This is a genomic window from Streptomyces tagetis (assembly GCF_018069565.1).
Lineage (GTDB): Bacteria > Actinomycetota > Actinomycetes > Streptomycetales > Streptomycetaceae > Streptomyces > Streptomyces tagetis.
In genome coordinates, this window is record NZ_JAGPNL010000008.1 from 20,147 (window position 1) to 44,515 (window position 24,369).

A 24,369-nucleotide genomic window follows, 5' to 3' on the forward strand; every position below is an offset into this window, starting at 1 on the left:
GCGGGCCGCTACGGGCGTGTCCGTCCGGTGCCGTACGGGCGGGATCGTGCGCCCGGGGGAACGGGGGCCGCGGTGTGGCCCGGTGGGCGGGGGCCGCGCGGGACGTCTTCGGACCGGGACCCGCGGCGTAGGCGCGGGAGCGGGGTGGGGAGACTGGGGGCATGACCTCGATCGACCTCAACGCCGATCTCGGCGAGGGTTTCGGCCGCTGGACGCTCACCGACGACGCGGGCCTGCTCTCGGTCGTCACCAGCGCCAACGTGGCCTGCGGCTTCCACGCCGGGGACCCGGCCACCATGCGGCGCGTGTGCGAACTGGCGGCCGGACACGGCGTGACGATCGGCGCGCAGGTCTCCTACCGCGATCTGGCCGGCTTCGGGCGGCGCGCGATGGAGGTGCCGCCCGCCGAACTCGCGGCCGAGGTGGCCTACCAGATCGGCGCCCTGGAGGTGTTCGCGCGGGCGGCGGGCACGCGCGTGGCGTACGTCAAGCCGCACGGCGCGCTCTACAACCGGGTGGTGCGGGACGCCGGGCAGGCCGCCGCGGTCGTCGACGGCGTGCTCCTGGCGGGCGGGGCGCTGCCCGTCCTGGGACTGCCCGGCTCGCGGCTGCTGGAACTGGCCGGGCGGGCCGGACTGCCGGTCGTCGAGGAGGCGTTCGCGGACCGCGCGTACACCGACGAGGGCACGCTCGTGCCGCGCGGGCGGGAGGGCGCCGTGGTCTGGGACCCGGACGCGGTCGTGGAGCGCTCGGTGGAGCTGGCCCGGTCCGGGACCGTCACCGCCCTGTCCGGGGCACGCGTCCCGGTGCGGGCGCGCTCCCTGTGCCTGCACGGCGACACGCCCGGCGCGGTCGAACTGGCCCGCAGGGTCCGGGAGCGGCTCTCCGCCGCCGGGGTGCGGGTGGTGGCCTTCGCGTGAACGTCCTTCCGGTCGGCGACGACGCCCTGCTGGTGGAAGTGGCCTCCGGGCGGGAGGCGGAGGCGCTGCACGCGGAGCTGACGCGGCGCCGGGCCGAGGGCTCGCTCGCGGTGCGGGAGATCGTCCCGGCGGCCCGTACGGTACTGCTGGACGGGGTGGCCGACCCGGACCGGCTGGCGCGCGAACTGACCGCCGCCCAGGTGCCGCCCACTCCCCCGCGCGAGGCGCGGGCGGTCGAGATCCCGGTCCGCTACGACGGCCCCGACCTGGCCGATGTCGCCGCCCGCTGGGGCGTGGCGCGCGAGGAGGTGGCGCGCATCCACGCGGGCACCGAATTCCGGGTGGCCTTCTGCGGGTTCGCGCCCGGCTTCGGGTACCTCACCGGGCTGCCGTCCCGGTACGAGGTGCCGCGCCGGGACACGCCGCGCACGGCCGTTCCCGCCGGCTCCGTGTCGCTGGCGGGCCCGTACACGGGCGTGTACCCGCGTGCGTCGCCGGGCGGCTGGCAGGTGATCGGCACCACGGACGCCGTGCTGTGGGACCCGGAGCGGGTGCCGGCGGCGCTGCTGTCGCCGGGCACGCGCGTGCGGTTCGTTCCGCGGCGGGACGGGGGGCGCCCATGACGGGCCGCGCGCTCGTCGTCGTCCGCGCCGGTGCCCTGACGACCGTCCAGGACCGGGGCCGGCCGGGACACGCCCACCTCGGCGTGCCGCGCTCCGGCGCGCTCGACACGCCCTCGGCCGCGCTGGTCAACCGCCTGGTGGGCAACCCCGTCGAGGCGGCCGTGCTGGAGACCACCCTCGACGGCTGCGCCCTGCGCCCGCGTTGTCCGGTGACGGTGGCCGTGGGCGGTGCCCCGTGCCGGGTACGGGTGGACGGGCGTCCGGCGGCGTGGGGGGCGCCGGTGGACGTGCCGGCCGGGTCGCTCGTGGAGGTGGGCACGGCCGAGCGCGGGGTGCGCGCCTACGTGGCCGTCTCCGGGGGCGTCCGGGTCGAGCCGGTGCTCGGCAGCCGCTCCACCGACCTGCTCTCCGGGCTCGGGCCGCCGCCCCTGGCCGACGGCACGGTGCTGCCTCTGGGCCGGCCCGGGGTGCCCTTCGCGCGCGTGGACGTCGCCCCGCAGCCGGGTCCGCCGGCCGAACTGGTGCTGCGGGTGGTGCCGGGGCCGCGCGCCGACTGGTTCACCCCCGGGGCGCTGCGCACGTTCGTCACCGGCGCGTACCGGGTGTCGGCCGCGAGCAACCGGGTCGGGCTGCGCGTGGAGGGACCCGCGCTCGGCCGGTCCCGTCCGGGGGAGCTGGCCAGCGAGGGCATGGTGCTCGGCGCGGTCCAGGTCCCGCCGGACGGCCTCCCGGTGGTGTTCCTGGCCGACCACCCGACGACGGGCGGCTATCCGGTCATCGGCGTCGTGCGCGCAGCCGACCTCCCCGCGGCGGCCCAGGCGGTGCCGGGAACGCCGGTCCGCTTCGTGACCGTACGGCGGCGGCCGGGAACCACACGGGCCTGAACGAACGGCACACGACACGCCGCGGCCGGTACCGGCACACGACACGCCGCACCCGGTACCGACGTACGACACGACGCGGCCGAGGGGCGCCCGACACGCCGAGGCCCCGACACCGCCCGGCACCGCCCCGCGCGCGACACGCCCGGCACCGTCACCCGCACGACACGCCCGCCATCGCCACGCACACGACACGCCCGGCACGCCGACGGCCCCGCGACCGACGGCCCGGCGGAACGGGATCAGACCGGCTCCGGACAGGCCGTCACCGGTGCCGAAGCCGCCTCCGGCGCCCCGGGTGTCGGGACCCGCCCGTCCGGTGGCGGCGCAGACAGCGCGGCCAGGGCGGTCGTCACGGCCGCCGACGCGCGGTGGTCGAGGCGGGCGGTGGTCCCGCGCGCGTGGTGGCGCAGGTCGTCGGCGGCCAGGGCCAGCAGGTGCGGCAGCAGGTCGGTGCAGCGCCGGGCCACCCAGCCGGTGCCGGCCGTGGCGAGCCGGCGCAGGCGGGCGGACCGGGTGGGCGCGGGGAACTCGGGGTCGGGCGAGGGGGCGGGACCGGTGGCGGCGCCGCGTGCGGCGAGCAGCGTGTGGAAGCACAGGGCGAGCCGGCGGTGCCCCCGTTCGCCGGGGTGGAGCAGGTCGGCGCTCCACAGGGCGCGGTCCTGGGTCCACTCGGCGTCGCAGGCGTGCAGGTGCACGGCGCCGTAGCGGTCGGACAGGGCGTGGACCACGGCGTTGACGGCCCGTTGCCGCCGGGCCAGCGGGCGGGCCAGCGCGCCCGGGAGCCTCAGCAGCGCGCCGGGGTCGGGCAGGCAGGCGGTGAGCAGCAGCGCCCCGCGTCCCGTGCAGGCGGCGTAGGCCGTGTCGAGCCGGGCGGCGACGGCGTCGAGGTCGAAGGTGTGGCGGAGCGTGTCGTTGACGCCGACGACGACGGAGGCGATGTCGGGCCGCAGGGCGAGGGCGGCGGGCAGTTGCCGCTCCAGGACGTCGCGGGTCTGCGCGCCGCTGACGGCGAGGTTGGTGAAGGCCACGGGCTCCGGGGCGAGTGAGGCGGCGAGCAGCGCGGCCCAGCCGCGCCACCCGTCCCCGGTGGGGTCGCCCACGCCCTCGGTCAGCGAGTCGCCGAGGGCCACGAACCGCACGCCGGTCATGCCACGCCCTCCCGGACGGCGGGGCGCGCGGCGGCCGGCGCGTCGTGGGCGGCCAGGAACGCGGCGACGGACCGGTCCCAGCCAAAGCACTCGGCACGCGCGCGTGCGGCCTCTCTCCGCTGGGCCTCGGGCCGGTCGAGGAGCTGTTCCACGGCGTCGGCGAAGGCGTCCCCGTGGCCGGCGGCGACGGCCCCGGACGCGCCGATCACCTCGGGCAGCGCCGACGCGGCGCTCGCCACCACGGGCGTGCCGCAGGCCATCGCCTCCAGCGCGGCGAGCCCGAAGGTCTCGGCCGGTCCCGGTGCCAGGCACACGTCGGCCGACGCCTGGAGCCCGGTCAGCAGGTCCCGGTCGGCCACGTGCCCGAGGAACGTCACCGGCAGCCGTTCGTCCCCGGCCCGCGCTTCGAGGCGTGGGCGCAGCGGGCCGTCGCCCGCGACCACCAGGACGGCCCGCACGCCGCGCCGTCGCAGCACCGTGAGCGCGTCGAGCGCCGTGCTGGGCCGCTTCTCCACGGACAGCCGGGAGCACATCACCAACAGGACCTCGTCCGCGCGCGCGTGGCGGGCGCGCAGGGCCGCGTCGCGCCACGAGGGGTGCCGTGCGGTGAGGTCGACGCCGAGCGGGGCGCGGACGACGTTGCGCGCGCCGGCCCGCCGGAACTCCCGCTCGGCGAACTCCGTGGTGCACACGACACGCGCGTACGCGTGTGCCGTACGCAGGTTGAGGGCGTCGGCGGCACGCCCGGCCGCGCCGCCGGGCAGCCCCCAGGTGCGCAACACGCCGTCGGCGCTCTCGTGGGAGACCATCACGGCGGGGACGCGGGCCCGGCGGGCCCAGGTACCAGTCCAGCGCAGGGTGGTGCGGTCGGACACCTCCAGCCGGTCGGGGGCCAGGTCCTCCAGGAGGCGGGCCAGGGTCCGTCTGCCGGTCAGGACGCGGTAGCCGCCGGTGCCGGGCAGCGGCGGGCCGGGGAGGGTGATCACCCGTCCCTGGTCGGTGTGCCGGTCGTCGGCGTGTGCGCCGGGGACGACGAGGACGGGTTCGTGTCCGGCCTGCCGGTAGCCGCGGCCCAGTTCGCGCAGTGCGGTGCGCAGTCCGCCCGAGGCGGGGGCGACGAAGTTGGCGAGCCGGACGATCCGCAGGGCGCTCATGCGGCCAGCACCGCCTTCCGGGTGGCGAGGACCTCGGTGTAGTGGCCGATCAGCAGGTCGCCGACGGCCGCCCAGGTACGGCCCTCGACGGTGGCCCGCCCGGCCGCGCCGTAGGCGGCCCGCCGTGCGGGGTCGGCGGCCAGCGACGCCACGGCGTCACGGACGGCTCCGGCGTCGCCCGGCGGCACCAGCAGCCCCGTACGGCCGGGGAGGACGAGGTCGAGGGGGCCGCCCGCGGCGGGCGCGACGACCGGGACGCCGCTGGCCATGGCCTCCTGCACGGTCTGGCAGAAGGTCTCGAAGGGGCCGGTGTGCGCGAAGACGTCCAGCGAGGCGAAGAGGCGGGCGAGGTCGTCGCCGGTACGGCGGCCGAGGAAGGCCGCGCCGGGCAGGGCCTGTTCGAGGCCGGGCCGGCTGGGTCCGTCGCCCACGACGACGACGCGCACCCCGTCCAGTGCGCAGACTCCGGCCAGCAGTTCGACCTGCTTCTCGGGGGCGAGCCGGCCGACGTAGCCGACGATCAGCTCGCCGTCGGGGGCGAGTTCGCGGCGCAGGGCCTCGTCGCGCAGGCCGGGCCGGAAGCGGTCGGTGTCCACGCCGCGCGGCCAGAGCCGCAGGCGCGGTACGCCGTGCTCGCGCAGATCGCGCAGGGCGGCGCTGGAAGGGGCGAGGGTGAGGTCGGCGGCGGCGTGCACGGAGCGGATGCGCCGCCAGGCGACGGCCTCGCCCGCTCCCATGTAGGTACGGGCGTATCCGGCGAGGTCGGTCTGGTAGACGGCCACGGCGGGGACGCCGAGCCGGGATGCGGCGGCCATGCCGCGCACGCCGAGGACGAAGGGGCCGGCCAGGTGGACGAGGTCGGGGCGGTGCTCGGCGATGGCCGCGGCGACCTTCCGGCTGGGCAGGGCGACCCGGACCTGGGGGTAGCCGGGGAGCGGAAGGGAGGGGACGGGGACGACGGGGCAGGGCGCACCGGCGTCCTCGGGGCGCGCGGCGGAGGGGGAGGCGGGGGCCGGGGCGATCACGACGCAGTCGTGGCCGCGGTCGACGAGGTGGCGGGCGGTCTGGAGCGCGCAGTGGGCCACGCCGTTCACATCGGGGGGAAAGGACTCGGTCACGATGACGACACGCATACCCGTGTTCTCGCCGGGCGGGACGTGGCCACGTCAACGTGGATCTTTCCGGGCGGGGAACGTCCCATGAGCGTTGCGGGGCCCGCCCGCCCGCGGACACCTCTCCATCGGCCCCGGCGGCGGCGCACCCCACCGGCCTCGGTCCCGCGCGGCAAACTCGTCCCACCGGTCCCTCCCCGCCGCCCGGCGGCCCGTACGGCGTCACCCCGGCGCTCCCGGCGACGGGCCCCCGTCCGGGCGCCCCCTCACACCGCCGGCGCGTCCGGACCGAAGCGGCTGCGGACGGCCGTCTGGACGTCGTCCTCCTCGGCCGGGTCGGCGGCGAGCCGGCGCAGCCGTTCGACGACGCGGCTGTCGCCGGTCTCGGCGAAGCGGGCGGCGATCTCGCGGGTGGTCTCCTCGCAGTCCCACAGGCATTCCACGGCGAACCCGGCGGCGAAGGCGGGATCGGTGGCGGCGAGCGCGCGGGCGGCGCGGCCCCGCAGGTGGGAGGAGGCGGTCTCCCGGTACACGTGCCGCAGGACGGGCGCGGCGCAGGCGATGCCGAGCCGGCCGGTGCCGTCGACGAGGGTCCACAGCGTCGGCGCGTCGGGACCCTCCCGGCGTACCGCGTCGCGCAGGGCGGCGAGGACCGGGGCGCGGTCCTGGACGCCGCCCCGGCAGGCGAGGACGCGGGCCGCGGCGGCACCGAGCGGGCCGGGCCGGTGGGCCCAGCCGCGGGCCCGGTCGACGGCGGCGAGGCCGCGCATGCGCTCGAAGGCGTCGACGGCGGCCTCCACGACCGGGCCGGCGGCGGTGAGCGCGGCGGTCTCGATCAGGTCGAGCGCGTCGGGGTCGTTGGCGTCGGCGAGGTGGCGCAGGGCCGTGCAGCGGGCGCCCTCGGGGCCCGACAGCGCGGCCTCGGCGATCTCGGGGCGGTCCTCGGGGCCGGCCACGGCCGTGAGGCAGCGGGCGGCCGGCACATGGCGCGGGGTGCCGCGCTCGACGCCCTGCTGGGCCCAGTCCAGGACGGCGGTCACGCTCCAGCCGGGCCGGGGTCCGGCGGGGCGCATCTGCCGCTGCCAGCGGTCGAAGGAGGCGGCCTCCTGGGCGGCCCGCACGCGCGTGGCGACCGATTCGCGGGGGTCGTCGGCCCACAGGCGCCAGGGGCGGGGCTCGAAGGCGTCGCGCACCGTGCGGGCGAGTTCGGCCTCGCCCTCGGCGTCGCGCGCGAAGCGGGCCAGCACGGGCGCGGCGAGGGCGCGCAGGCCGGCGTCGTCGTCGCGCAGGGCGAGTTCGTCCAGGGCCCAGGCCCAGTTGGCACCGTGGGCGGCGTAGCGGCGCAGCATCCCGAGGGCGTCCAGCCGGCCGTAGGAGGCGAGGTGGCCGAGGACGGCGAGGGCCAGGCCGGTGCGCGACTCCTCGGGGTCCAGGGCGTCCTCGGGGGCGAACAGGTGGGCCTCGACGGCGTCCAGTTCGCCGTGCAGGTCGAGGTAGAGGCGGGCGTAGTAGAGAGAGCGGTTCTCGACCTGCCAGTCGTGGCGCGGGTCGTGCAGGACGCACTCGTCCAGCGCCGCGAGCGCCTCCGCGCGGGGGGCGGTGAGCGCGTGGAGCGTGCCGTCGCCACGGCCCCGCTGGAGCAGGCCGAGCAGCGTGCCACTGGGGGCTATGACCGGATCGAACATGGGAAACAGCCTCACATCAAGCGTCGACGGAACCGGGGACCACTCGTCACCTGGCCGTGCGACAACACGTCGGGATGCCCGCCGTCTCTTGCTCGTGGTAGACCATCTTCCTCTGCCTCTCGTCGGTGGCCCCGCGCGGGGCCGCATCACGGCCCGCGCGGTGCGGCAACACCTGCCCAGCCATCGCGTCCGTGAATCACGTCGCCATGATGACCCGGCGGTCACTCCCGCCGCGACCGAAATTTCCGGCGCCCCCGCCGCCCGCCTCTTCCGTGCGGACCGCCTGGTCAGGGCGTCCGCTCCGGCTCGCGCCCGGCTCCGGCCTCCGGGGCGCCGGGACTTCGCGGCCGGTGTCCGGCTACTGGACGCCGAAAAGTTCCAGCAGTTCGGTCCGGGCGAACATGCGGGCCGTGTCGACGGCCGACGGGGTGCCGGCGGACGGGTCGGCCCCGGCCTCCAGGAGGGCCTTGGTCACCTCGGTCTCGCCCTTGAAGGCGGCGCCGGCCAGCGGGGTCTGGCCCCTGTCGTTGACCCGGTCGGCGTCGGCGCCGCGGGCCAGCAGGGCGCGTACGGCGTCGGCGTGGCCGTGGTAGGCGGCGAGCATGACGAGGCAGTCGCCGCGGTCGTTGGTCAGGTTGGCGGGGACGCCGGCGTCCACGTAGGCCACGAGTTCCTCGGTCCGCCCCTGCCGGGCCAGATCGAAGATCTTGGTCGCCAGCTCCACGACCTCGGGGTCGGGGGCTTCACTCATCGGCCGGACCGCCTCTCACTGCGAACGTACGAAGGTTGGGGAACCGCGGGTGCGCACGGCCGCGAGCGGTGCGGCCGTGCGAGTGAATCGCCAGGGTACTGGCTCGCCGGGCCCGTCACCCGACACGCCCGGGGTGCTCGTCGCGCGCCCGGGTGCCGACACGGCGGTCGGTCCGGACTCCGTGCGGGGTGCTCGGCCACTCGGACCAAATTCGGGAGATTTCCCTCATTTGCACCTTTTATCGTATGGATACATGCTGTGAACCTGGAAGCACTCATGGTGACTGTCCCCCGTGAACCAGGAGAACTCAACATGATCCTCTCGATCTCCGGCGTGGTCCTGCTCGGCATCGTCGTCTTCATCTTCTTCCGCAAGGACGGCCTGAAGGCGTCGCACGCGCTGGTCGCGGTCCTGTTCGGCTTCTATCTCGCCAGCACCGCCATCGCTCCCAGCATCAAGGCGGGCGGGGAGAGCCTGGCGGGCCTGCTCGGCGGCCTCAATTTCTGACGCCCCGTCCCCGCCCGACATCCGCACGCACGTACTTCCAGGAGGCAGCAGTGGCCCGCCGGCCCCTCCCCCGCATTCTGAGCAACGGTGGCGCGCAGCTCACCCGGAGCCGGGAGCTGGCCAGGACGGCGGCCGGCGGCGCCGCCGACGTCCTCCAGCCGCTGATCACGATCGCCCGCGGTCTGCGCCGGCTGGCCTCGGCCGCGCGGCGCAGATGGGCCGAGACGCCCAAGGACCGGCGCGGGGGGCTGCTGTTCCTGGCCGCCTCGGTGGTCCTGGTCGTGGCGCTGGTGCCGTACGGGCCGCTGCTGGCCGTCGTCACGCTGATGGCGGCGGCGGCCTGGACCGGCCGGGAACGCGCCCGGCCCGCCCCCGAGGGCCCCGACGAGGCCCAGACGCGGCGGCTGCGCTCGCTCTACGAGGCGCTGGTGCCGTACTTCTCGCTCCCCGACGACCCCGACCCGCTGTACGCGCACGGGGGCTCGTGGGAGAAGGCGTTCCCGTCGTACGAGTTCGACGACGACGGGCGCTTCGGCCACCTGGTGATCCGCTACCCGGCCTACTTCACCGACGGGGAGGCGCACTCCCGCACCCGGATCGAGCACCTGCTGACGGCGAAGGCGGGCCGGGGCCGCGAGTACCACTTCGTGTGGGACGAGGAGGCCAACCACCTCTCCGTCGCCGCGCTGGCGCCGCTGCCCACCGACATCGCCGCCCAGCGTTTCGTCACCGCGCCCGGCGAGACGGTGCTCGGCTTCACCGACCCGACCCGGACGCAGCGCACGCTCCCGCTCTCCCCCGGCGCCGACGGCGGGGCGGCGCGGGACGTGCCGCCGGTGGTGTGGCGCACCGGCATCCGGTCCACGGAGCCGCATCTGCTGGTGCTCGGCCGCCCCGGCACCGGCACGTCCACGCTGCTGCGGTCGGTCGCGCTCCAGGCCCTGCACCACGGCGACCTGGTGATCGTCGACGGCGGCGGCACCGGCGAGTACGCCTGCCTGACCGGGCGGGACGGCGTCCTGGCCGTGGAGTGCGGCCTCACCGGGGCGCTGACCAGCCTGGAGTGGGCGGCGCACGAGACGGAGCGCCGGCTGATCGCCCTGAACCGGGCCCGGCAGGAGGGGCAGCCGCCGCCCGAGGACACCCGGCGGCCCCTGTGGGTGCTGGTGGACCGGCCGAGCGCGTTCGCGCACCTGGCCGCCGCCGACGGGCGCCGGGACCCGCAGTCGCTGCTCCAGGTGCCGCTGCGGCACGGCCGGGCCGCCAACGTGACGGTGGTCGTCGCCGACCAGCTCGACGCCGTGGACGTCCTCGGCGACGCCGTACGGCAGCACACGCGCGCGCGGGTCGTCCTCGGTCCGGCCTCGGCGGAGGAACTGACGGCCGCTCTGGGCGCCGTCCCGCACACCACCCCCGTGGAGCAGGTCCCGCCGGGGCGCGGTTACGCCCGGCTGGGCACCGGACCGGTGCACCGCCTCCAGGTCCCGGCGACACCGGACCCGTACGACGACGCGACGAGCGACACCCACCGGCAGGCGGTGCTCGACCTGCTCCCGCAGCGCACCACCCCGGCCGACGGGGATCACGCCCCGGTCCCCGAGGAGGAGGAACCGGCGACGGCCCGCCTGCGCAAGACCGGCGCCGGGGCCTCGGTGCCGACCGGTCCGGGCAGCCCGGCGGCACCGGCGGACGACGAGAGGCGCCAGGGCGCCCCCGAGGACACGCCGGACGACACGCCGGTACGCGAGACCGTCCCGGCGAAGGCGTCGGCGCCGGCGCGCGAAACGGTCCCCTCGGAGACGCCCGTGCGCGAGACCGTCCCCTCGGAGACACCCGTGCGCGAGACCGTTCCCGCCGAATCGCCCGTGCGCGAGACCGTTCCCGCCGAATCGCCCGTGCGCGAGACCGTTCCCGCCGAGGCCGTCGCCGCGGAGCGGGCCTGAGGCCGTCGCACCGCCGCCGCACCGGTCCCGGGCGGGTCGCCACGCCCGGGACCGTCCCCACCCCACCCTCCGGTCCCCGACACGCCCGGGACCGACACGCCCGGGACCCGCGCGCACGACACCGGAGTCGGCCGTCACCACCCCGGCGTGCCGCCGCCCGCCCCCGCCGCCGTCAGGCCACGAAGGTCCGCGGCGACTCGCCGCCCTGGGCGCCGCCGCTGCGCACCAGCCGGGCCGCCGCCGCGAGCCGTACCGCCGCCTCCTCGGCCACCGCCCCGGCGACCGTGAACGGCAGCCGCACGTACCCCTCGAAGGCGCCGTCCACCCCGAAGCGCGGCCCGGAGGGCACCCGTACGCCCACCCGCTCCCCCGCCTCGGCGAGCCGCGAGCCGGACAGCCCCCCGGTACGCACCCACAGGGTGAGCCCGCCCCGCGGCACCTCGAACTCCCAGTCGGGCAGCTCGCGCCGGACGGCGGCGACCAGGGCGTCCCGGTTCTCCCGGGCCTGCGCGCGCCGCATCCCCACCGCCTGCTCCCAGCCGCCCGTGGTGAAGAGCCAGTTCACGGCGAGCTGCTCCAGGACGGGGGTGCCGAGGTCGGCGTAGGCGCGGGCGGCGACCAGGCTGCGGATCACGTCGGGGGCGGCGCGGACCCAGCCGATCCGCAGCCCGGCCCAGAACGCCTTGCTGGCGGAGCCGACGGTGACGACCGTGGACCCGGCCGGGTCGAAGGCGCACACCCGGCGCGGCATGTCGACCTCGTCGTCGAGCCACAGTTCGCTCATCGTCTCGTCGGCGACGAGCACGGTCCCGGCCGAGCGGGCCGCGTCCACCAGCCGCCGCCGCTGGTCGTCGTCGGCGAGCGCGCCGGTGGGGTTGTGGAAGTCGGCGACGACGTACGCGACGCGGGGCGCCGACTCGCGCAGCACCTGGCGCCAGCGGTCCACGTCCCAGCCGGTCAGCCCCTCGGCCATGGCGACGGGCACCAGCCGGGCCCCGGCCTCGCGCATCAACTGGAGGATGTTGGCGTAGGAGGGCGACTCCACGGCGATGCGCTCGCCGCGCCCGCCGAAGAGGTGGCAGATGGCGTCGATGGCGCCCATGGCACCGGTGGTCACCATGATCTGCTCGGGCATGGTCGGGATGCCGCGCGCGCTGTACCGCTCGGCGATCATCGCGCGCAGCGCGGGCAGCCCGGCCGGGTAGTCGCCGTGGGTGTGCGCGTAGGGCGGCAGTTCCTCCAGGGCGCCCTGGACGGCGCGGGTGAGCCAGGGTTCGGGCGCGGGCAGCGCCGCGCAGCCGAGGTCGATCATGGAGCCGAGGGCCTCGGGCGGCAGCGGTTCGAGTCCGCGCGCCGGCAGCGGGTTGCCGGCCGGGACGGCGGTCCAGCTCCCGGCGCCGCGCCGGGACTCCAGGAAGCCCTCGGTGCGCAGCGCCTCGTAGGCGGCGGCGACGGTGGTGCGGCTGACGGTGAGCGCGAGGGCGAGTTCCCGTTCGGCGGGGAGCCGGGCCGCCACCGGGACGCGGCCTTCGAGGACCAGGAGCCGGACGCCGTCGGCGAGCGCGCGGTAGGCGGGCGGTCGGCGGGTGCCGGGGCCGGCCGGGCGGTCCTGCTGGGAGGCGAGCAGCCGGGCGAGCTGCACCGCCCCCACGGCCGAGGTCCACTGCGCCATGGAAATCAGTCCACCTTCCCCGCATTGGCCATGGATGACCCTGCTTCCTGGCCCACAGGGTGTCACGCAGCAGTCCACTACCACCACACAGGGGGCACTCCTTGGCCACACAGCGGCGACTCGCCCGGCGGCTGATCCAGCTCTACGGGGGCCTCGTGCTGTACGGCGCGAGTTCGGCGCTGCTGGTGCGGTCGGGACTCGGCCTGGAACCGTGGAACGTGCTCCACCAGGGGGTCTCCGAGCGCACCGGTCTGCCGATGGGCGTGGTGGTGACGCTGCTGGGCGCGGTGGTGCTGCTGCTGTGGATACCGCTGCGCCAGCGGCCGGGCCTCGGCACGGTCTCCAACGTGCTGGTGATCGGGGCCGCGCTGGACCTCACGCTGGCCCTGATGCCGGACGCCCGCCCGATGGCGGTGCGGATCGCGCTGCTGGTGGCGGGGATCGTCCTCAACGGCGCGGCGACCGGGCTGTACATCGCGGCGCGCTTCGGACCGGGGCCGCGCGACGGCCTGATGACGGGGCTGAACGAGCGCACCGGGCTCTCGGTGCGGCTGGTGCGCACGGCGGTCGAGATCACCGTCGTGGTCACGGGCTTCCTGCTGGGCGGCACCGTCGGCGTCGGCACGCTGCTCTACGCGGTGTCGATCGGCCCGCTCGCCCAGGTCTTCCTGCGCGTGTTCGCCGTCCCCGCGGCACCCGTCGGCGGGACGGACGTTGCCACCGGTCCACCCGACCGCGCGATACTGCCCGGGTGAGCTCCCCGATACGCCACCCCTACCTCGACCACCCCGGCCCCCTCGCCTTCGCCCACCGCGGCGGGGCTGCGGACGGCCTGGAGAACACGCTGCGGCAGTTCCGGCGGGCGGTGGAGGCGGGCTACCGGTACCTGGAGACGGACGTCCACGCCACCCGGGACGGGCGGCTCGTCGCCTTCCACGACGCGACCCTGGACCGGGTGACCGACGGGTCCGGCAGGATCGGCGACCTCACCTGGCAGACCGTGCGCCGGGCGCGGGTCGCGGGCGTGGAGCCGGTGCCCCTCTTCGAGGACCTCCTCGACGCCTTCCCCCGGGCGCGCTGGAACGTGGACGTGAAGGAGGAGGCCGCGCTGACGCCCCTGCTGGAGCTGATCGGGCGGACCGGCGCCTGGGACCGGATCTGCGTCGGCTCCTTCTCCGAGGCCCGCGTGATCCGCGCCCAGCGGCTGGCCGGCCCGCGCCTGGCCACCTCGTACGGCACCCGGGGCGTGCTCAACCTGCGGCTGCGCTCGTGGGGCGTCCCGGCGGCGCTGCGCCGTTCGGCGGTGGCCGCGCAGGTGCCCGAGGTCCAGTCCGGCATCCAGGTGGTGGACCGCCGCTTCGTACGCGCCGCCCACGCGCTCGGGCTCCAGGTGCACGTGTGGACGGTGAACGAGGCCGACCGCATGCACCGCCTCCTGGACCTGGGGGTGGATGGCATCATGACCGATCACATCGACACGTTGCGCGAGGTCATGGAGGACCGCGGCGTCTGGGTCTGAGGCGGCCGGAATCCGGGGCGGGGCGCGCTGACGGGGGAGGCGAGGGCGCGGGTGGGCATCGACACCGTGCGGACGGACGCGGCCGACGAGGCCGCCGGACGGCGGCGCGAACAACGGGGCTGGTACTTCTACGACTGGGCGTGCTCGGTCTACTCGACCAGCGTCCTCACCGTCTTCCTGGGCCCCTACCTGACCGCCGTCGCCAAGGCGGCGGCGGACGCCGACGGGTACGTCCACCCCCTGGGCGTCCCGGTGCGCGCCGGGTCGTTCTTCGCGTACGCGGTGAGCCTGTCGGTGGTCGTCGCGGTCCTCGCCATGCCGCTGGTGGGCGCGGCGGCCGACCGGACGGGGCGCAAGAAGCCGCTGCTGGCCGCCGCCGCGTACACGGGGGCGGCGGCGACGGCCGGGATGTTCTTCCTCGACGGCGACCGGTATCTGCTCGGCGGCCTGCTCCTGGTGGTCGCCAACGCGGCGCAGTCCGTGGCGATGATGCTGTACAACTCCTATCTGCCGCAGATCGCCCGGCCCGAGGAGCGCGACGCGGTCTCCTCGCGGGGCTGGGCCTTCGGCTACGCGGCCGGGTCGCTGGTGCTCGTCGCCAACCTGGTCCTCTACACCGCCCACGACTCCTTCGGCCTGTCCGAGAGCCAGGCGGTCCGGGTCTGCCTGGCCTCGGCGGGGCTGTGGTGGGGGGCGTTCGCGCTGATCCCGCTGCGCCGGCTGCGCGACCGCCGGACCCCCTCGCGGGAGGGGGCGCCGCCGGGGCTGCGGCAGCTCGCCACGACCGTCCGCGAGATGCGGCGCCGCCCGCTCACCCTGTACTTCCTGCTCGCCTACCTCGTCTACAACGACGGCATCCAGACGGTGATCTCCCAGGCATCGGTCTACGGCTCCGAGGAACTGGGCCTCGACCAGTCCACGCTCATCGTGGCGGTGCTGCTCGTGCAGGTGCTGGCGGTGGCGGGCGCGCTGGCGATGGGCCGGCTGGCCCTGCGGTACGGCGCGAAACGGACGATCCTCGGCTCGCTGGTCGCCTGGACGCTCACGCTGGCGGCCGGATACTTCCTGCCGGCCGGTGCGCCGACGTGGTTCTTCGTCCTGGCGGCCGGGATCGGGCTGGTCCTGGGCGGCAGCCAGGCGCTGTCCCGCTCGCTCTTCTCCCACCTGGTCCCGCCGGGCAAGGAGGCCGAGTACTTCGCGGCGTACGAGCTGAGCGACCGGGGCATGAGCTGGCTGGGGCCGCTGCTCTTCGGCCTCACCTACCAGCTCACCGGGAGCTACCGGGACGCGATCCTCTCCCTGGTGGCGTTCTTCGTGCTGGGCTTCGCGCTGCTGGCGCGGGTGCCGGTGCGCCGGGCGATCGCCGACGCGGGCAACCCCGTACCGGAGCGGATTTAGCACTCGGAGCGAAAGGGCGGTAGTGTACGCGTTTGGCCTGCCAGGCGGACCGTTACTGCGCGTCAAAGGTGCCGAGACGCTATGTCACATCTCGCAACAGAGGTGACAAACCGGACGCCGGCGGGTACTGCACTGGTTGACAAGGCTGCGGCTGCGACGGCGACGCAGGGCCCGGATCGGGAGTCGGAACGGGAATCTTTACCGCCGCCCGGACGTTGACCGGATGACGACGACAGCGACACCTGTCCTGTGGGCGACAAGCCCGGGAGGCACGATTCATGAGTGAGCGAGCTCTGCGCGGCACGCGTCTCGTGGTGACCAGCTACGAGACGGACCGCGGCATCGACCTGGCCCCGCGCCAGGCCGTGGAGTACGCATGCGAGAAGGGGCACCGTTTCGAGATGCCCTTCTCGGTCGAGGCGGAGATCCCGCCGGAGTGGGAGTGCAAGGTCTGCGGGGGCCAGGCACTCCTGGTGGACGGCGACGGCCCTGAGGAGAAGAAGGCCAAGCCCGCGCGTACGCACTGGGACATGCTGATGGAGCGGCGCACCCGCGAGGAGCTGGAAGAGGTCCTCGAGGAGCGGCTGGCCGTTCTGCGTTCCGGCGCGATGAACATCGCGGTTCATCCCCGGGACAGCCGCAAGTCCGCCTGACGGACAGGCGAGTTTCGGCACCACGCGAGCGAACCGCGGGTGCCGTACGTGATCCACGTACGGCACCCGCGGTTTCGTCGTGCCCGCGTCAGCGGTCGAGGGGCGGGCGGGGGCCCCGCGGGGTGTCGTCCGGCTCGTCCCGGACGACCTCGCCCTGGACGACCTTGCCGTCGGGGCGGTGCATACGGGCCTGGCGGAAGGCGTCGCCGAAGGTGCCGGGCCCGGCCTCGCGGAGCCGGCGCTCGACGCTGTGCTGGGCGCGGCGGCTCACCGCCTTCTGGACCGGGGGCAGCAGGAGGAGCAGGCCCAGCGCGTCCGAGATCAGTCCGGGCAGGATCAGCAGCAGCCCGCCCAGCATCATCAGCCCGTTGCCCTCGCTGTCGGGGCGGGTCCCGGGCGCCGTGCCGGCCTGTTGCTGTTGCAGCGTCCGCGTCAGATTGGCGAAGGCCCGGCGGCCGGCCCGTTTGATGACCACGGAGCCGAGGAACAGTCCGGCGACCAGCAGCAGGAAGACCACCAGCCCGCTGGAGGCACCGGCGACCACGGTCAGCAGCCAGATCTCCAGCACGAGCCACGCGGCGATGCCCAGCGGCAGGAAGGTGCGCAGCCGGGAGCGCCGGGGCCGGGCGGGGGGCCTGGGGGTCTGAGCGCCTGTCGTCATGTCTCCAGTGTGCCCGGACCCGGCTCAGTGCGGGATAAGGGGGTGATCAGGAGGCGTCCCCGTCGGAGGCCCGCGCGGGCTTGCCGTCCGCCGGGCCGGAGCCGGTGCCGTCCGCCGGGCCGGAGCCGGTGCCGTCCGCCGGACCGGCGGCGTCGGCGGACGTGCTCCCGGCGCTCTCCGGGGCCGCGGCCTCCGGCCGGCCGGAGGCGGGGCTCTCGGCCGGCGTCGCCGCCGCCTCCCCGGCCACGGCGACGTCGGCCACCGGCCGCCGGACGGCGGGCCCGGTCCCGGGCCGGACGGCGTCCTCCGGACCGGCGGCGCGGTCGCGGCCGAGCACCTTGCCGACCCGCTCCCCCACGCCCCACGTGGTGACCCGCCACAGCGCCTCGACGAGGATGTCGCGGCTCATCTTGGAGTCGCCGAGTTCCCGCTCGACGAAGGTGATCGGCACCTCGACGACGTGGTAACCGGCCCGGATCGCCCGGCGGGCCAGGTCGACCTGGAAGCAGTAGCCCTGGGAGGCGACGTCGTCCAGGCCGAGCCCCTCCAGGGTCTCCCGGCGAAAGGCCCGGTAGCCGCCGGTGACGTCGCGCAGCGGCAGGTCGAGCGCGATGCGGGAGTACATGCTGCCGCCGCGGGAGATGATCTCGCGGGAGCGCGGCCAGTTCACCACCCGGCCGCCGGGCACCCAGCGGGAGCCGAGCACCAGGTCGGCGCCCTTGAGCGCGGTGAGCAGGCGGGGCAGTTCCTCGGGCTGGTGGGAGCCGTCGGCGTCCATCTCGACCAGGACGCCGTAGCCGCGCTCCAGGCCCCAGTGGAAGCCCGCGAGGTAGGCGGCGCCCAGCCCCTCCTTGCCCTTGCGGTGCAGGACGTGGACCCGGTCGTCCGCGGCGGCCAGTTCGTCGGCGAGCTTGCCGGTGCCGTCGGGGCTGTTGTCGTCGGCCACGAGGACGTGCGCGTCGGGGACCGCCTCGCGCACGCGCTCGACGATCGCCTTGATGTTCTCCGCCTCGTTGTAGGTCGGGATGATCACCAAGGCCGTGCCCAGGGGGCCGAACCGCCGCTCCCCGCCCGCCGCCGCGGACGTCCCGTCGCCGTCGCTCACTGCTGCCCCTTCATGTCCGTACGCAGGGGACCACCATAGTGGCCGCGGCCTGCGCGGACGTGCCAGGACGTGCGGGTTGGTCGCGTGATGTCCCGGAACCGGGGGCGCGGGGGGTCTTTCCGGCCGTTTCGCGGCGGATGGGGGCCCGTCGCCCTTCGGGCCGGCCTGGGACCCGCTGGCTGCGGATCGACCGAGAGCCGTTGTCTACTGAGCGGCCGGGCCCCACCCGGGTCACACCTCCCGACCGGCCGGAACGTTCCCTCGCGGCGGTGCTGGCGCTGCGCCTGGCTCCCAGTGACGGTACCCCGGTGCGGCACACCGTCCCTGACCCAGCGGCACCGCCGCGCGTACGCGGAGAGTTCCCCGGTCGGACGTCCGGTGGTGGACTGGGCCGAACCTACCCGTCACCTGCCGCCGCCTGTCAACAGGCGTCCTACCTGGGCTTTTCCCATCAAAGCGCAGGTCAGCGCGGTGACGTTCCGGCCCGGCCCGGACCGAAGATCATCGCCCCGTCGGCCGTGGAGATCACTCCCCCGGGCGTACGAAGACCGTCCGGCCGCCCACCACGGTGCGCAGGCAGACGGGCAGTTGGCCGCCCGGGGTGAGGTCGGGGAGGCCGGGCGTGCCGGAGCGCGGGTCGGTGGACCAGCGGGCGACCCGGTCGTCGGGGGCCTGCACCACCAGCTCGCCGGTGCGCCACACCGCGTAGTCGGCGGGGGCGCCCGGGACCAGGACGCCCGCGTCGTCACGCCCGACCGCCCGCCAGCCGCCGCGCGTGTGGGCGGTGAACGCGGCCCGCACGGAGACGCGGTGCTCCGGGGTGCGGTGGAAGGCGGCGGCCCGGACGGTGCCCCAGGGGTCCAGGGGCGTGACCGGGCTGTCCGAGCCGAAGGCGAGCGGCACGCCGGCGCGCAGCAGGGCGGCGAACGGGTTGAGGGTGCGGGCCCGTCCGGCGCCGAGGCGCTGGGCGTACATGCCGTCGTCGCCGCCCCACAGGGCGTCGAAGGCGGGCTGGACGGAGGCGGTGAGGCCGAGTTCGGCGAAGGCGGCGACCGTCTCGCCGGTGAGCATCTCGGCGTGTTCGACGCGGTGGCGGGCGGCGCGCACCCGGGCGAGGCCGACCCGCTCGGCGGCGGCGCGCACGCCCTCGACGACGGTGGTGACGGCGGCGTCGCCGATGGCGTGGAAGCCCGCCTGGAGGCCGGCCTCGGTGCACTCGGCCACGTGGGCGGCGACGGCGCCGGCGTCCAGGTAGGCGGTGCCGGTGTGGGCGGCGTCGGCGTAGGGCGCGTGCAGGCAGGCGGTGTGCGAGCCGAGCGCGCCGTCGACGAAGAGGTCCCCGGCGGCGCCGTACGCGCCCAGTTCCCGGGCCTTGGCGACGTCCTGTTCGGCCCAGTAGCCGACCACGCGGGGGCCGTCGCCCTCGGCGGCGATCCGCAGCAGGCCGGTGAGGTCGTCCTCGGAGGAGATGTCGGGCCCTGCGCATTCGTGAACGGTGCCGATGCCGAGGGAGGCGGCGTGGGCGAGGGCGGCGCGCTGGGCTCCGGCGCGCTGGGCGGGGGTGACGGCGCCGAGGGCGGCGGCCCGTACGGCGTGGTGGTCGGCGGCGGTGAGCGGGGCGTCCGCGCGGCTCACCCCGGCCGGGACGAGGTCGAGGAGCGCGGTGGTGACGACCGCCGAGTGGACGTCGATGCGGCTGAGGTAGAGGGGCCGGCCGCCGGTGGCGGCGTCGAGTTCGGCACGGGTGGGCGGGAGTCCGCCGGGCCAGCGGGAGGCGTCCCAGCCGTGGCCGAGCAGGACCCGGTCGCCGGGCCGGGACGCGGCGAACTCCCGTACGAGGGTGAGGGCTTCCTCGCGGCAGGCGGCGGCGGAGAGGTCGAGTCCGGTGAGCGCGAGGCCGGTGGAGGTGGTGTGCACGTGTGCGTCGGTGAACGCCGGGGTGACGAGCGCGCCGTCCAGGTCGATCACCTCGTCCACGCCGTCCGCGTAGGCGTCGGCGGCGCCCTCGGAGCCGACCCAGGCGATCTGGCCGCGTTCGACGACCATCGCGGTGGCGAAGGGGTCGGCGGGACTGTGGACCTCGCCGCGGCGCAGCAGCACGGTGGTGGACGGGGTGGTGGACTCACTCATGCCCCCAGTCTCGCCCCTCGCCGGGGCCGGGGCGGCCGGGGGTCAGATACGGGGCGGGCGGGCCTCGTAGGGCGTGGAGAGCACCACCGTGGTGCGGGTGGAGACGCCGGCCAGGGAGCGCACCCGGGCGAGGAGTTCCTCCAGTTCGTGCGGGGTGGCGACGCGCACCTTCAGGATGTAGTTCTCGTCACCGGCCACGCTGTGGCACGCCTCGATCTCCGGGACGCCGGCCAGCCGGTCCGCGATGTCGTCGGGCGCGCTGGGGTCGAACGGTTTCACGGAGATGAAGGCGGTCATCGGCAGGCCGACGGCCTCGGGGTCGACGACCGCGGCGTATCCGCGGATGACACCGCGCTGTTCCAGCCGCCGCACCCGCTGGTGCACGGCCGAGGTGGACAGGCCCGTGGCCTTGCCCAGGTCGGTGTAGCTCATCCGCCCGTCCTTGACGAGCAGCCCCACGATCTGTCGGTCCAGCTCCTCCATGGCGGAGAACCTACAGTGCGGTTGACCTCCCGGGACACCGATCGGCGCGGGTCGCGTCGGGTTCGCGGTCCGGTGGGGTCCCGGTGGGGTCCCGGTGGGGGCCGTGGGGGGTCCGGACGGGGGACAAACGCACCGCACCGGGCACCCGGACACCCCGTGTGACCAACGCCACACGTTTGCGACGGCTCCCGTGATGTTCTCGTGATTACCGCCGAGGGCGGACGGGAAGTGCTTGGTGTGGTCGAGGCCGCAGTGCCTTCACGGCCCCAGCCCGAGGGGGAGAATCCCATGCAGAGTCTTAAGCGCCCTGGTCGCACCACGTCCAAGCGGCTCCAGCCCGTCGAGTCCGTGCCGGAGGCCGTCGAACAAGACGCCTACGACGACGAGGAATTCGACGCCTACGACACCTTCGAGATGTACCGGGTGATCTGCCCGGACTGCGCGCAGTCCATCGCCCTGCTCGTGGACGAGGAGACGCTTCCCGAGCACGCGCTGTGCGCCTCTCCGTGGAACCCGTTCGGTCTCACGGTGTGCACCGGCACCGGACGCGAGGCCGCCGACGCCCGGCCCGCGGACGAGTCCGTCCGGCCCCACGAGCAGGACACCGCCCTGCTGTTGACGCTCCCGCTGGGGCTCGACTGGCGGACCCAGCCCTTCTCCCACGTCGGCGGGCCGGGCTCGCGCCCGATGCGGGTGCCGGTGATGCGGGGCCAGGCCGCCTGAGCGCGGCCCGCTCCAGTCCTTCCGCCGGGCCGGACCGCGCCCGCGCGGTCCGGAAGCGTGACGCGGGCGGATTCCCGGCCCCCCGCCGCCCCCGCCCGCCACTTTCCGACAGGCCGTCAACTTCCTTCGGACATCAGGGAGTCCGGCCTTCTCCGAGACGTACGTCCGGACCGCCGGCACCGCGCCGGGCGGTCCGCGAACTCACGCCCGATTCCCGCGAGGGGTGACCTGTCGGCCCGCACCGCGTTGTCCGGGTATGACCCTCAGGCCCACCTTCGCGGCGGCCGGGCGCCGGCACCATCCGTTCGTCCCGGTGCCCGCCGGAGCGCGCCCCCCGGCGCCGCCCCAGCAGGACCCGCCGATCTACCGCGAGCTGATGCGGGTCTGGGCCGAGCACGGCCGCACCCTGCCGGGGTGCCACGACCCGGAGTGGACCCGGCTCGCGGCGCCCCCGTACGGGCTCGGCGACTTCAGCGTCCCTCGGGTCCCGCGACGTGACGGGCGATGACCATCCGCTGGATCTGGTTGGTGCCCTCGACGATCTGCAGGACCTTGGCCTCGCGCAGATAGCGCTCGGCGGGGAAGTCGGCGGTGTAGCCGTAGCCGCCGAGGATCTGCACGGCGTCGACGGTGACCCGCATCGCCGTGTCGGTGCAGTGCAGCTTGGCCATCGCGGCCTGCTTGGCGAAGGGCAGCCCCGCGTCCCGCAGCCGCGCCGCCGCCAGGTACAGGGCACGGCCGGCCTCGATCTGGGTCGCCATGTCGGCCAGCATGAAGCGCAGCCCCTGGAAGTCGGAGACGGGCCTACCGAACTGGCGCCGCCCGGTCGCGTACCCGACCGCCTCGTCCAGCGCGGCCTGGGCCACGCCGATCGCGCAGGCGGCGATGCCGAGCCGCCCGGACTCCAGCGCCGAGAGGGCGATGGCGAAGCCCTGGCCCTCGTCGCCGAGCCGCCGGGCGTCCGGGACCCGCACACCGTCGAGGTGTATCTGCGCGGTGGGCGAGCCCTTCATCCCCATCTTCTTCTCGGGCGCGGCGGCGCTCAGCCCCTCGGCGTCGCCGGGGACCAGGAAGGCGGTGATCCCGCGCGGGCCCTCCTGCCCCGTCCGTGCCATCACCGTGTAGAAGTCGGCGATGCCGCCGTGGGTGATCCACGCCTTGGTGCCGGTGATCACCCAGTCGTCGCCGTCGCGCACCGCCTTGGTGCGCAGCGAGGCGGCGTCGGAGCCGGAGGCGGGCTCGGAGAGGCAGTAGGCGCCGAGCAGGCCGCCGCCGAGCATCGCGGGCAGGTGCTCGGCCCGCTGTTCCTTGGTGCCGTGGGCGGCGAGGGCGTAGGAGGCCAGCGTGTGGACGCTGACGCCGAGGCCGACGGTGAGCCGGGCCGCCGCCAGCTCTTCGAGGACCTGGAGGTAGACCTCGTAGGGCTGGTCGCCGCCGCCGTGCTCGGCGGCGTACGGCAGGCCGAGCAGGCCGGAGGCGGAGAGCAGGGCGAAGACCTCGCGCGGGAAGCGGCCGGCTTCCTCCTCCTCGGCGGCGCGCGGGGCGATCTCGCGGTACGCGATGTCGCGGACGAGGGAGATCAGCTCCCGGGCCTCCTCCGTGGGCAGTTGCCGGTCCACCGGCTGCGGGGCGCGGTCGGTCATGGCGACGCTCTCCTCCCTCTCGGGCACATCGGCGGACGGGTCCTTGGGTGGGGGCGGTTCCGCCGGGTCGTTCGGGCCTGGCCGATGCTCGCACTCCCGGGTCTCGGAAGCGGCTGACCAGCGGCTGTGCGCAGTGAGTATGCCCGATCGGACGCATGCAGTCACCAGTTAACGAGCGCTTACTTTCCGAAAGGCTCCGGGGTGTGATCAGGGGCGCCGGCCCGGCCCGGATCGGTCCGGACCATTGACCCAAGTGGTCTAGTCCTCCTACGGTGGCGCACCGACCGTGGTTTCCGTGTCCATGCCACTGATGTCATGTCCGCGGAGGCCCACCGTCGACGCGCGTTCCCTCTTCCCCCCACGAGGAGACACCCGATGCACGTCCCGTACCTGTCCCGCGTCCTCCCTCGCTCCCGGCGCCGTCCGGGCGGGGCAGGCTCCGTCCGGGCGTTCCTGTCCGTCCTGTGCACCGCCGCGCTCGGAGCCGGTCTGCTCGCCGGCGCCGGCGGCGCCACGGCCGCCCCACCGGCCGGGCCCGACCGGGAGGCGGCCGGCTCCAAGGTGGTCGGCTACTTCACCGAATGGGGCGTCTACGACCGCGGCTACCACGTCAAGGACATCGAGACCTCCGGGTCGGCCGGGAAGCTGACCCACATCAACTACGCCTTCGGCAACGTCGCCGGCGGCAAGTGCGCCATGGGCGACTCCTACGCCGCCACCGAGCGCGCCTACACCGCGCAGGAGTCCGTCGACGGCACCGCCGACACCTGGGACCAGCCGCTGCGCGGCAACTTCAACCAGCTCCGCGCGCTCAAGGCGAAGCACCCGGGCCTGAAGGTGCTGTGGTCCTTCGGCGGCTGGACCTGGTCCGGCGGCTTCGCCGAGGCCGCGAAGGACCCGGCCGGCTTCGCCCGGTCCTGCCACGAACTGGTCGAGAACCCGGCCTGGGCCGACGTCTTCGACGGCATCGACATCGACTGGGAGTACCCGAACGCCTGCGGCCTGAGCTGCGACACCAGCGGGCGCGAGGCGTTCACCACGGTGATGTCGGCGGTGCGTGCCGCCTTCGGCTCCGACGGCCTGGTGACGGCGGCGATCCCGGCCGACGCCGGCGCCGGCGGCAAGATCGACGCGGCCGACTACGCGGGCGCCGCGCAGTACGTCGACTGGTACAACCCGATGACGTACGACTTCTTCGGCGCCTGGGACGCGGCCGGGCCGACCGCCCCGCACTCGCCGCTGACCTCCTACGAGGGCATCCCGCAGGCCGGCTTCCACACCTCGGCCACGGTCGACAAGCTCAGGGGCCTCGGCATCCCGGCCGACAAGCTCCTGCTCGGCCTCGGCTTCTACGGCCGCGGCTGGACCGGCGTGACCCGGGCGGAGCCCGGCGGCACCGCGACCGGACCGGCCAAGGGCACCTACGAGGACGGCATCGAGGACTACAAGGTCCTCCGGCAGAGCTGCCCGGCGACCGGCACGGTGGCAGGCACCGCCTACGCCAAGTGCGGTGACGACTGGTGGAGTTACGACACGCCGGAGACCATCGCGTCGAAGATGACGTACAAGGAGGAGCAGGGCCTGGGCGGCACGTTCCTGTGGGAGCTGAGCGGGGACACCGCGGACGGTGAGCTGATGCGCGCCGTCCGCTGACC

General features: G+C 75.5%; 22 protein-coding genes and 1 pseudogene. 12 read left to right on the top strand and 11 right to left on the bottom strand.

The annotated features are described in order from the left end of the window. The first annotated feature begins 161 nt into the window (after positions 1 to 161). From J5Y05_RS24430 to J5Y05_RS24440, 3 genes are read left to right on the top strand one after another with little or no spacing between them, the layout of a single operon-like run. A complete protein-coding gene (locus J5Y05_RS24430; protein WP_210875236.1) occupies positions 162 to 920 on the top strand; it encodes a LamB/YcsF family protein in 759 nt (252 codons plus the stop codon). Further along, positions 917 to 1,543, top strand: a complete 627-nt coding sequence (locus J5Y05_RS24435; RefSeq protein WP_210875237.1) for a 5-oxoprolinase subunit B family protein — start codon at positions 917 to 919, stop codon at positions 1,541 to 1,543. Before J5Y05_RS24430 ends, J5Y05_RS24435 begins: the two co-directional genes overlap by 4 nt. Continuing rightward, a complete protein-coding gene (locus tag J5Y05_RS24440; protein ID WP_210875238.1) occupies positions 1,540 to 2,427 on the top strand; it encodes a 5-oxoprolinase subunit C family protein in 888 nt (295 codons plus the stop codon). The genes J5Y05_RS24435 and J5Y05_RS24440 overlap by 4 nt, the downstream gene beginning before the upstream one ends. 239 nt (positions 2,428 to 2,666) lie before the next feature. Here J5Y05_RS24440 and J5Y05_RS24445 read toward each other — a convergent pair whose 3' ends face one another. From J5Y05_RS24445 to J5Y05_RS24465, 5 genes are all read right to left on the bottom strand, one after another. Further along, positions 2,667 to 3,575: an SGNH/GDSL hydrolase family protein gene (locus J5Y05_RS24445; protein WP_210875239.1), complete on the bottom strand. Its 909-nt coding sequence runs from the start codon at positions 3,573 to 3,575 to the stop codon at positions 2,667 to 2,669. Further along, a complete protein-coding gene (locus J5Y05_RS24450; protein WP_210875240.1) occupies positions 3,572 to 4,729 on the bottom strand; it encodes a glycosyltransferase in 1,158 nt (385 codons plus the stop codon). The genes J5Y05_RS24445 and J5Y05_RS24450 overlap by 4 nt, the downstream gene beginning before the upstream one ends. Next, entirely contained in the window at positions 4,726 to 5,862 is a 1,137-nt protein-coding gene (locus J5Y05_RS24455) for a glycosyltransferase family 4 protein (protein ID WP_210875241.1), read from the bottom strand. The genes J5Y05_RS24450 and J5Y05_RS24455 overlap by 4 nt, the downstream gene beginning before the upstream one ends. A 245-nt stretch (positions 5,863 to 6,107) precedes the next feature. Beyond that, positions 6,108 to 7,526, bottom strand: a complete 1,419-nt coding sequence (locus J5Y05_RS24460) for a HEAT repeat domain-containing protein (protein ID WP_210875242.1) — start codon at positions 7,524 to 7,526, stop codon at positions 6,108 to 6,110. A 358-nt stretch (positions 7,527 to 7,884) separates the two neighbouring features. After that, a complete protein-coding gene (locus tag J5Y05_RS24465) occupies positions 7,885 to 8,277 on the bottom strand; it encodes an ankyrin repeat domain-containing protein (RefSeq protein WP_210875243.1) in 393 nt (130 codons plus the stop codon). A gap of 312 nt (positions 8,278 to 8,589) precedes the next feature. On the opposite strand from J5Y05_RS24465, the gene J5Y05_RS24470 reads away from it, so the two are divergent. Further along, a complete protein-coding gene (locus J5Y05_RS24470; protein ID WP_030420911.1) occupies positions 8,590 to 8,784 on the top strand; it encodes a hypothetical protein in 195 nt (64 codons plus the stop codon). Positions 8,785 to 8,834: 50 nt separating this feature from the next. Continuing rightward, the gene (locus J5Y05_RS24475) at positions 8,835 to 10,727 is read left to right on the top strand and encodes a hypothetical protein (RefSeq protein WP_307854076.1); all 1,893 of its coding nucleotides are present in this window, start codon (positions 8,835 to 8,837) and stop codon (positions 10,725 to 10,727) included. A gap of 172 nt (positions 10,728 to 10,899) precedes the next feature. Here the strand turns inward: J5Y05_RS24475 and J5Y05_RS24480 are convergent, their stop codons facing one another. Then, on the bottom strand, positions 10,900 to 12,399 hold the full coding sequence (locus J5Y05_RS24480) for an SCO1417 family PLP biosynthesis transcription factor (protein WP_210875244.1): 1,500 nt from the start codon (positions 12,397 to 12,399) through the stop codon (positions 10,900 to 10,902). A 101-nt stretch (positions 12,400 to 12,500) separates the two neighbouring features. Between J5Y05_RS24480 and yczE the strand changes: the two genes are divergently transcribed. The 4 genes from yczE to J5Y05_RS24500 all read left to right on the top strand — a co-directional run bounded on the left by yczE (position 12,501) and on the right by J5Y05_RS24500 (position 15,969). Continuing rightward, positions 12,501 to 13,154 (top strand): membrane protein YczE, encoded by a 654-nt coding sequence (gene yczE, locus J5Y05_RS24485; RefSeq protein ID WP_210875245.1) that lies wholly within the window; start codon positions 12,501 to 12,503, stop codon positions 13,152 to 13,154. After that, complete coding sequence (locus tag J5Y05_RS24490) at positions 13,151 to 13,918, top strand: glycerophosphodiester phosphodiesterase family protein (protein ID WP_210875246.1); 768 nt, start codon at positions 13,151 to 13,153, stop codon at positions 13,916 to 13,918. Before yczE ends, J5Y05_RS24490 begins: the two co-directional genes overlap by 4 nt. A 51-nt stretch (positions 13,919 to 13,969) precedes the next feature. Next, complete coding sequence (locus tag J5Y05_RS24495; RefSeq protein WP_210875247.1) at positions 13,970 to 15,316, top strand: MFS transporter; 1,347 nt, start codon at positions 13,970 to 13,972, stop codon at positions 15,314 to 15,316. Between the two features lie 278 nt (positions 15,317 to 15,594). Next, the gene (locus tag J5Y05_RS24500) at positions 15,595 to 15,969 is read left to right on the top strand and encodes an RNA polymerase-binding protein RbpA (RefSeq protein ID WP_125496038.1); all 375 of its coding nucleotides are present in this window, start codon (positions 15,595 to 15,597) and stop codon (positions 15,967 to 15,969) included. A gap of 88 nt (positions 15,970 to 16,057) precedes the next feature. On the opposite strand, the gene fxsA is transcribed toward J5Y05_RS24500, so the two are convergent. From fxsA to J5Y05_RS24520, 4 genes and pseudogenes are all read right to left on the bottom strand, one after another. Beyond that, entirely contained in the window at positions 16,058 to 16,630 is a 573-nt protein-coding gene (fxsA, locus tag J5Y05_RS24505; RefSeq protein ID WP_210875248.1) for an FxsA family membrane protein, read from the bottom strand. 310 nt (positions 16,631 to 16,940) lie between these two features. Further along, positions 16,941 to 17,735 (bottom strand): annotated as a pseudogene (locus J5Y05_RS24510) (polyprenol monophosphomannose synthase); the annotation flags it as partial. A 525-nt stretch (positions 17,736 to 18,260) separates the two neighbouring features. Continuing rightward, a complete protein-coding gene (locus J5Y05_RS24515; protein WP_210875249.1) occupies positions 18,261 to 19,865 on the bottom strand; it encodes an amidohydrolase in 1,605 nt (534 codons plus the stop codon). A 42-nt stretch (positions 19,866 to 19,907) separates the two neighbouring features. Further along, entirely contained in the window at positions 19,908 to 20,348 is a 441-nt protein-coding gene (locus J5Y05_RS24520; RefSeq protein ID WP_210875250.1) for an Lrp/AsnC family transcriptional regulator, read from the bottom strand. A gap of 288 nt (positions 20,349 to 20,636) precedes the next feature. Between J5Y05_RS24520 and J5Y05_RS24525 the strand changes: the two genes are divergently transcribed. Further along, positions 20,637 to 21,071: a hypothetical protein gene (locus J5Y05_RS24525; protein WP_210875251.1), complete on the top strand. Its 435-nt coding sequence runs from the start codon at positions 20,637 to 20,639 to the stop codon at positions 21,069 to 21,071. 256 nt (positions 21,072 to 21,327) lie between these two features. Next, on the top strand, positions 21,328 to 21,579 hold the full coding sequence (locus tag J5Y05_RS24530) for a hypothetical protein (RefSeq protein WP_210875252.1): 252 nt from the start codon (positions 21,328 to 21,330) through the stop codon (positions 21,577 to 21,579). Here the strand turns inward: J5Y05_RS24530 and J5Y05_RS24535 are convergent. Next, positions 21,542 to 22,714 (bottom strand): acyl-CoA dehydrogenase family protein, encoded by a 1,173-nt coding sequence (locus J5Y05_RS24535; protein ID WP_210875253.1) that lies wholly within the window; start codon positions 22,712 to 22,714, stop codon positions 21,542 to 21,544. The genes J5Y05_RS24530 and J5Y05_RS24535 overlap by 38 nt on opposite strands. A 375-nt stretch (positions 22,715 to 23,089) precedes the next feature. Between J5Y05_RS24535 and J5Y05_RS24540 the strand changes: the two genes are divergently transcribed. Beyond that, complete coding sequence (locus tag J5Y05_RS24540) at positions 23,090 to 24,367, top strand: glycoside hydrolase family 18 protein (protein ID WP_210875254.1); 1,278 nt, start codon at positions 23,090 to 23,092, stop codon at positions 24,365 to 24,367. Positions 24,368 to 24,369 lie beyond the last annotated feature (2 nt).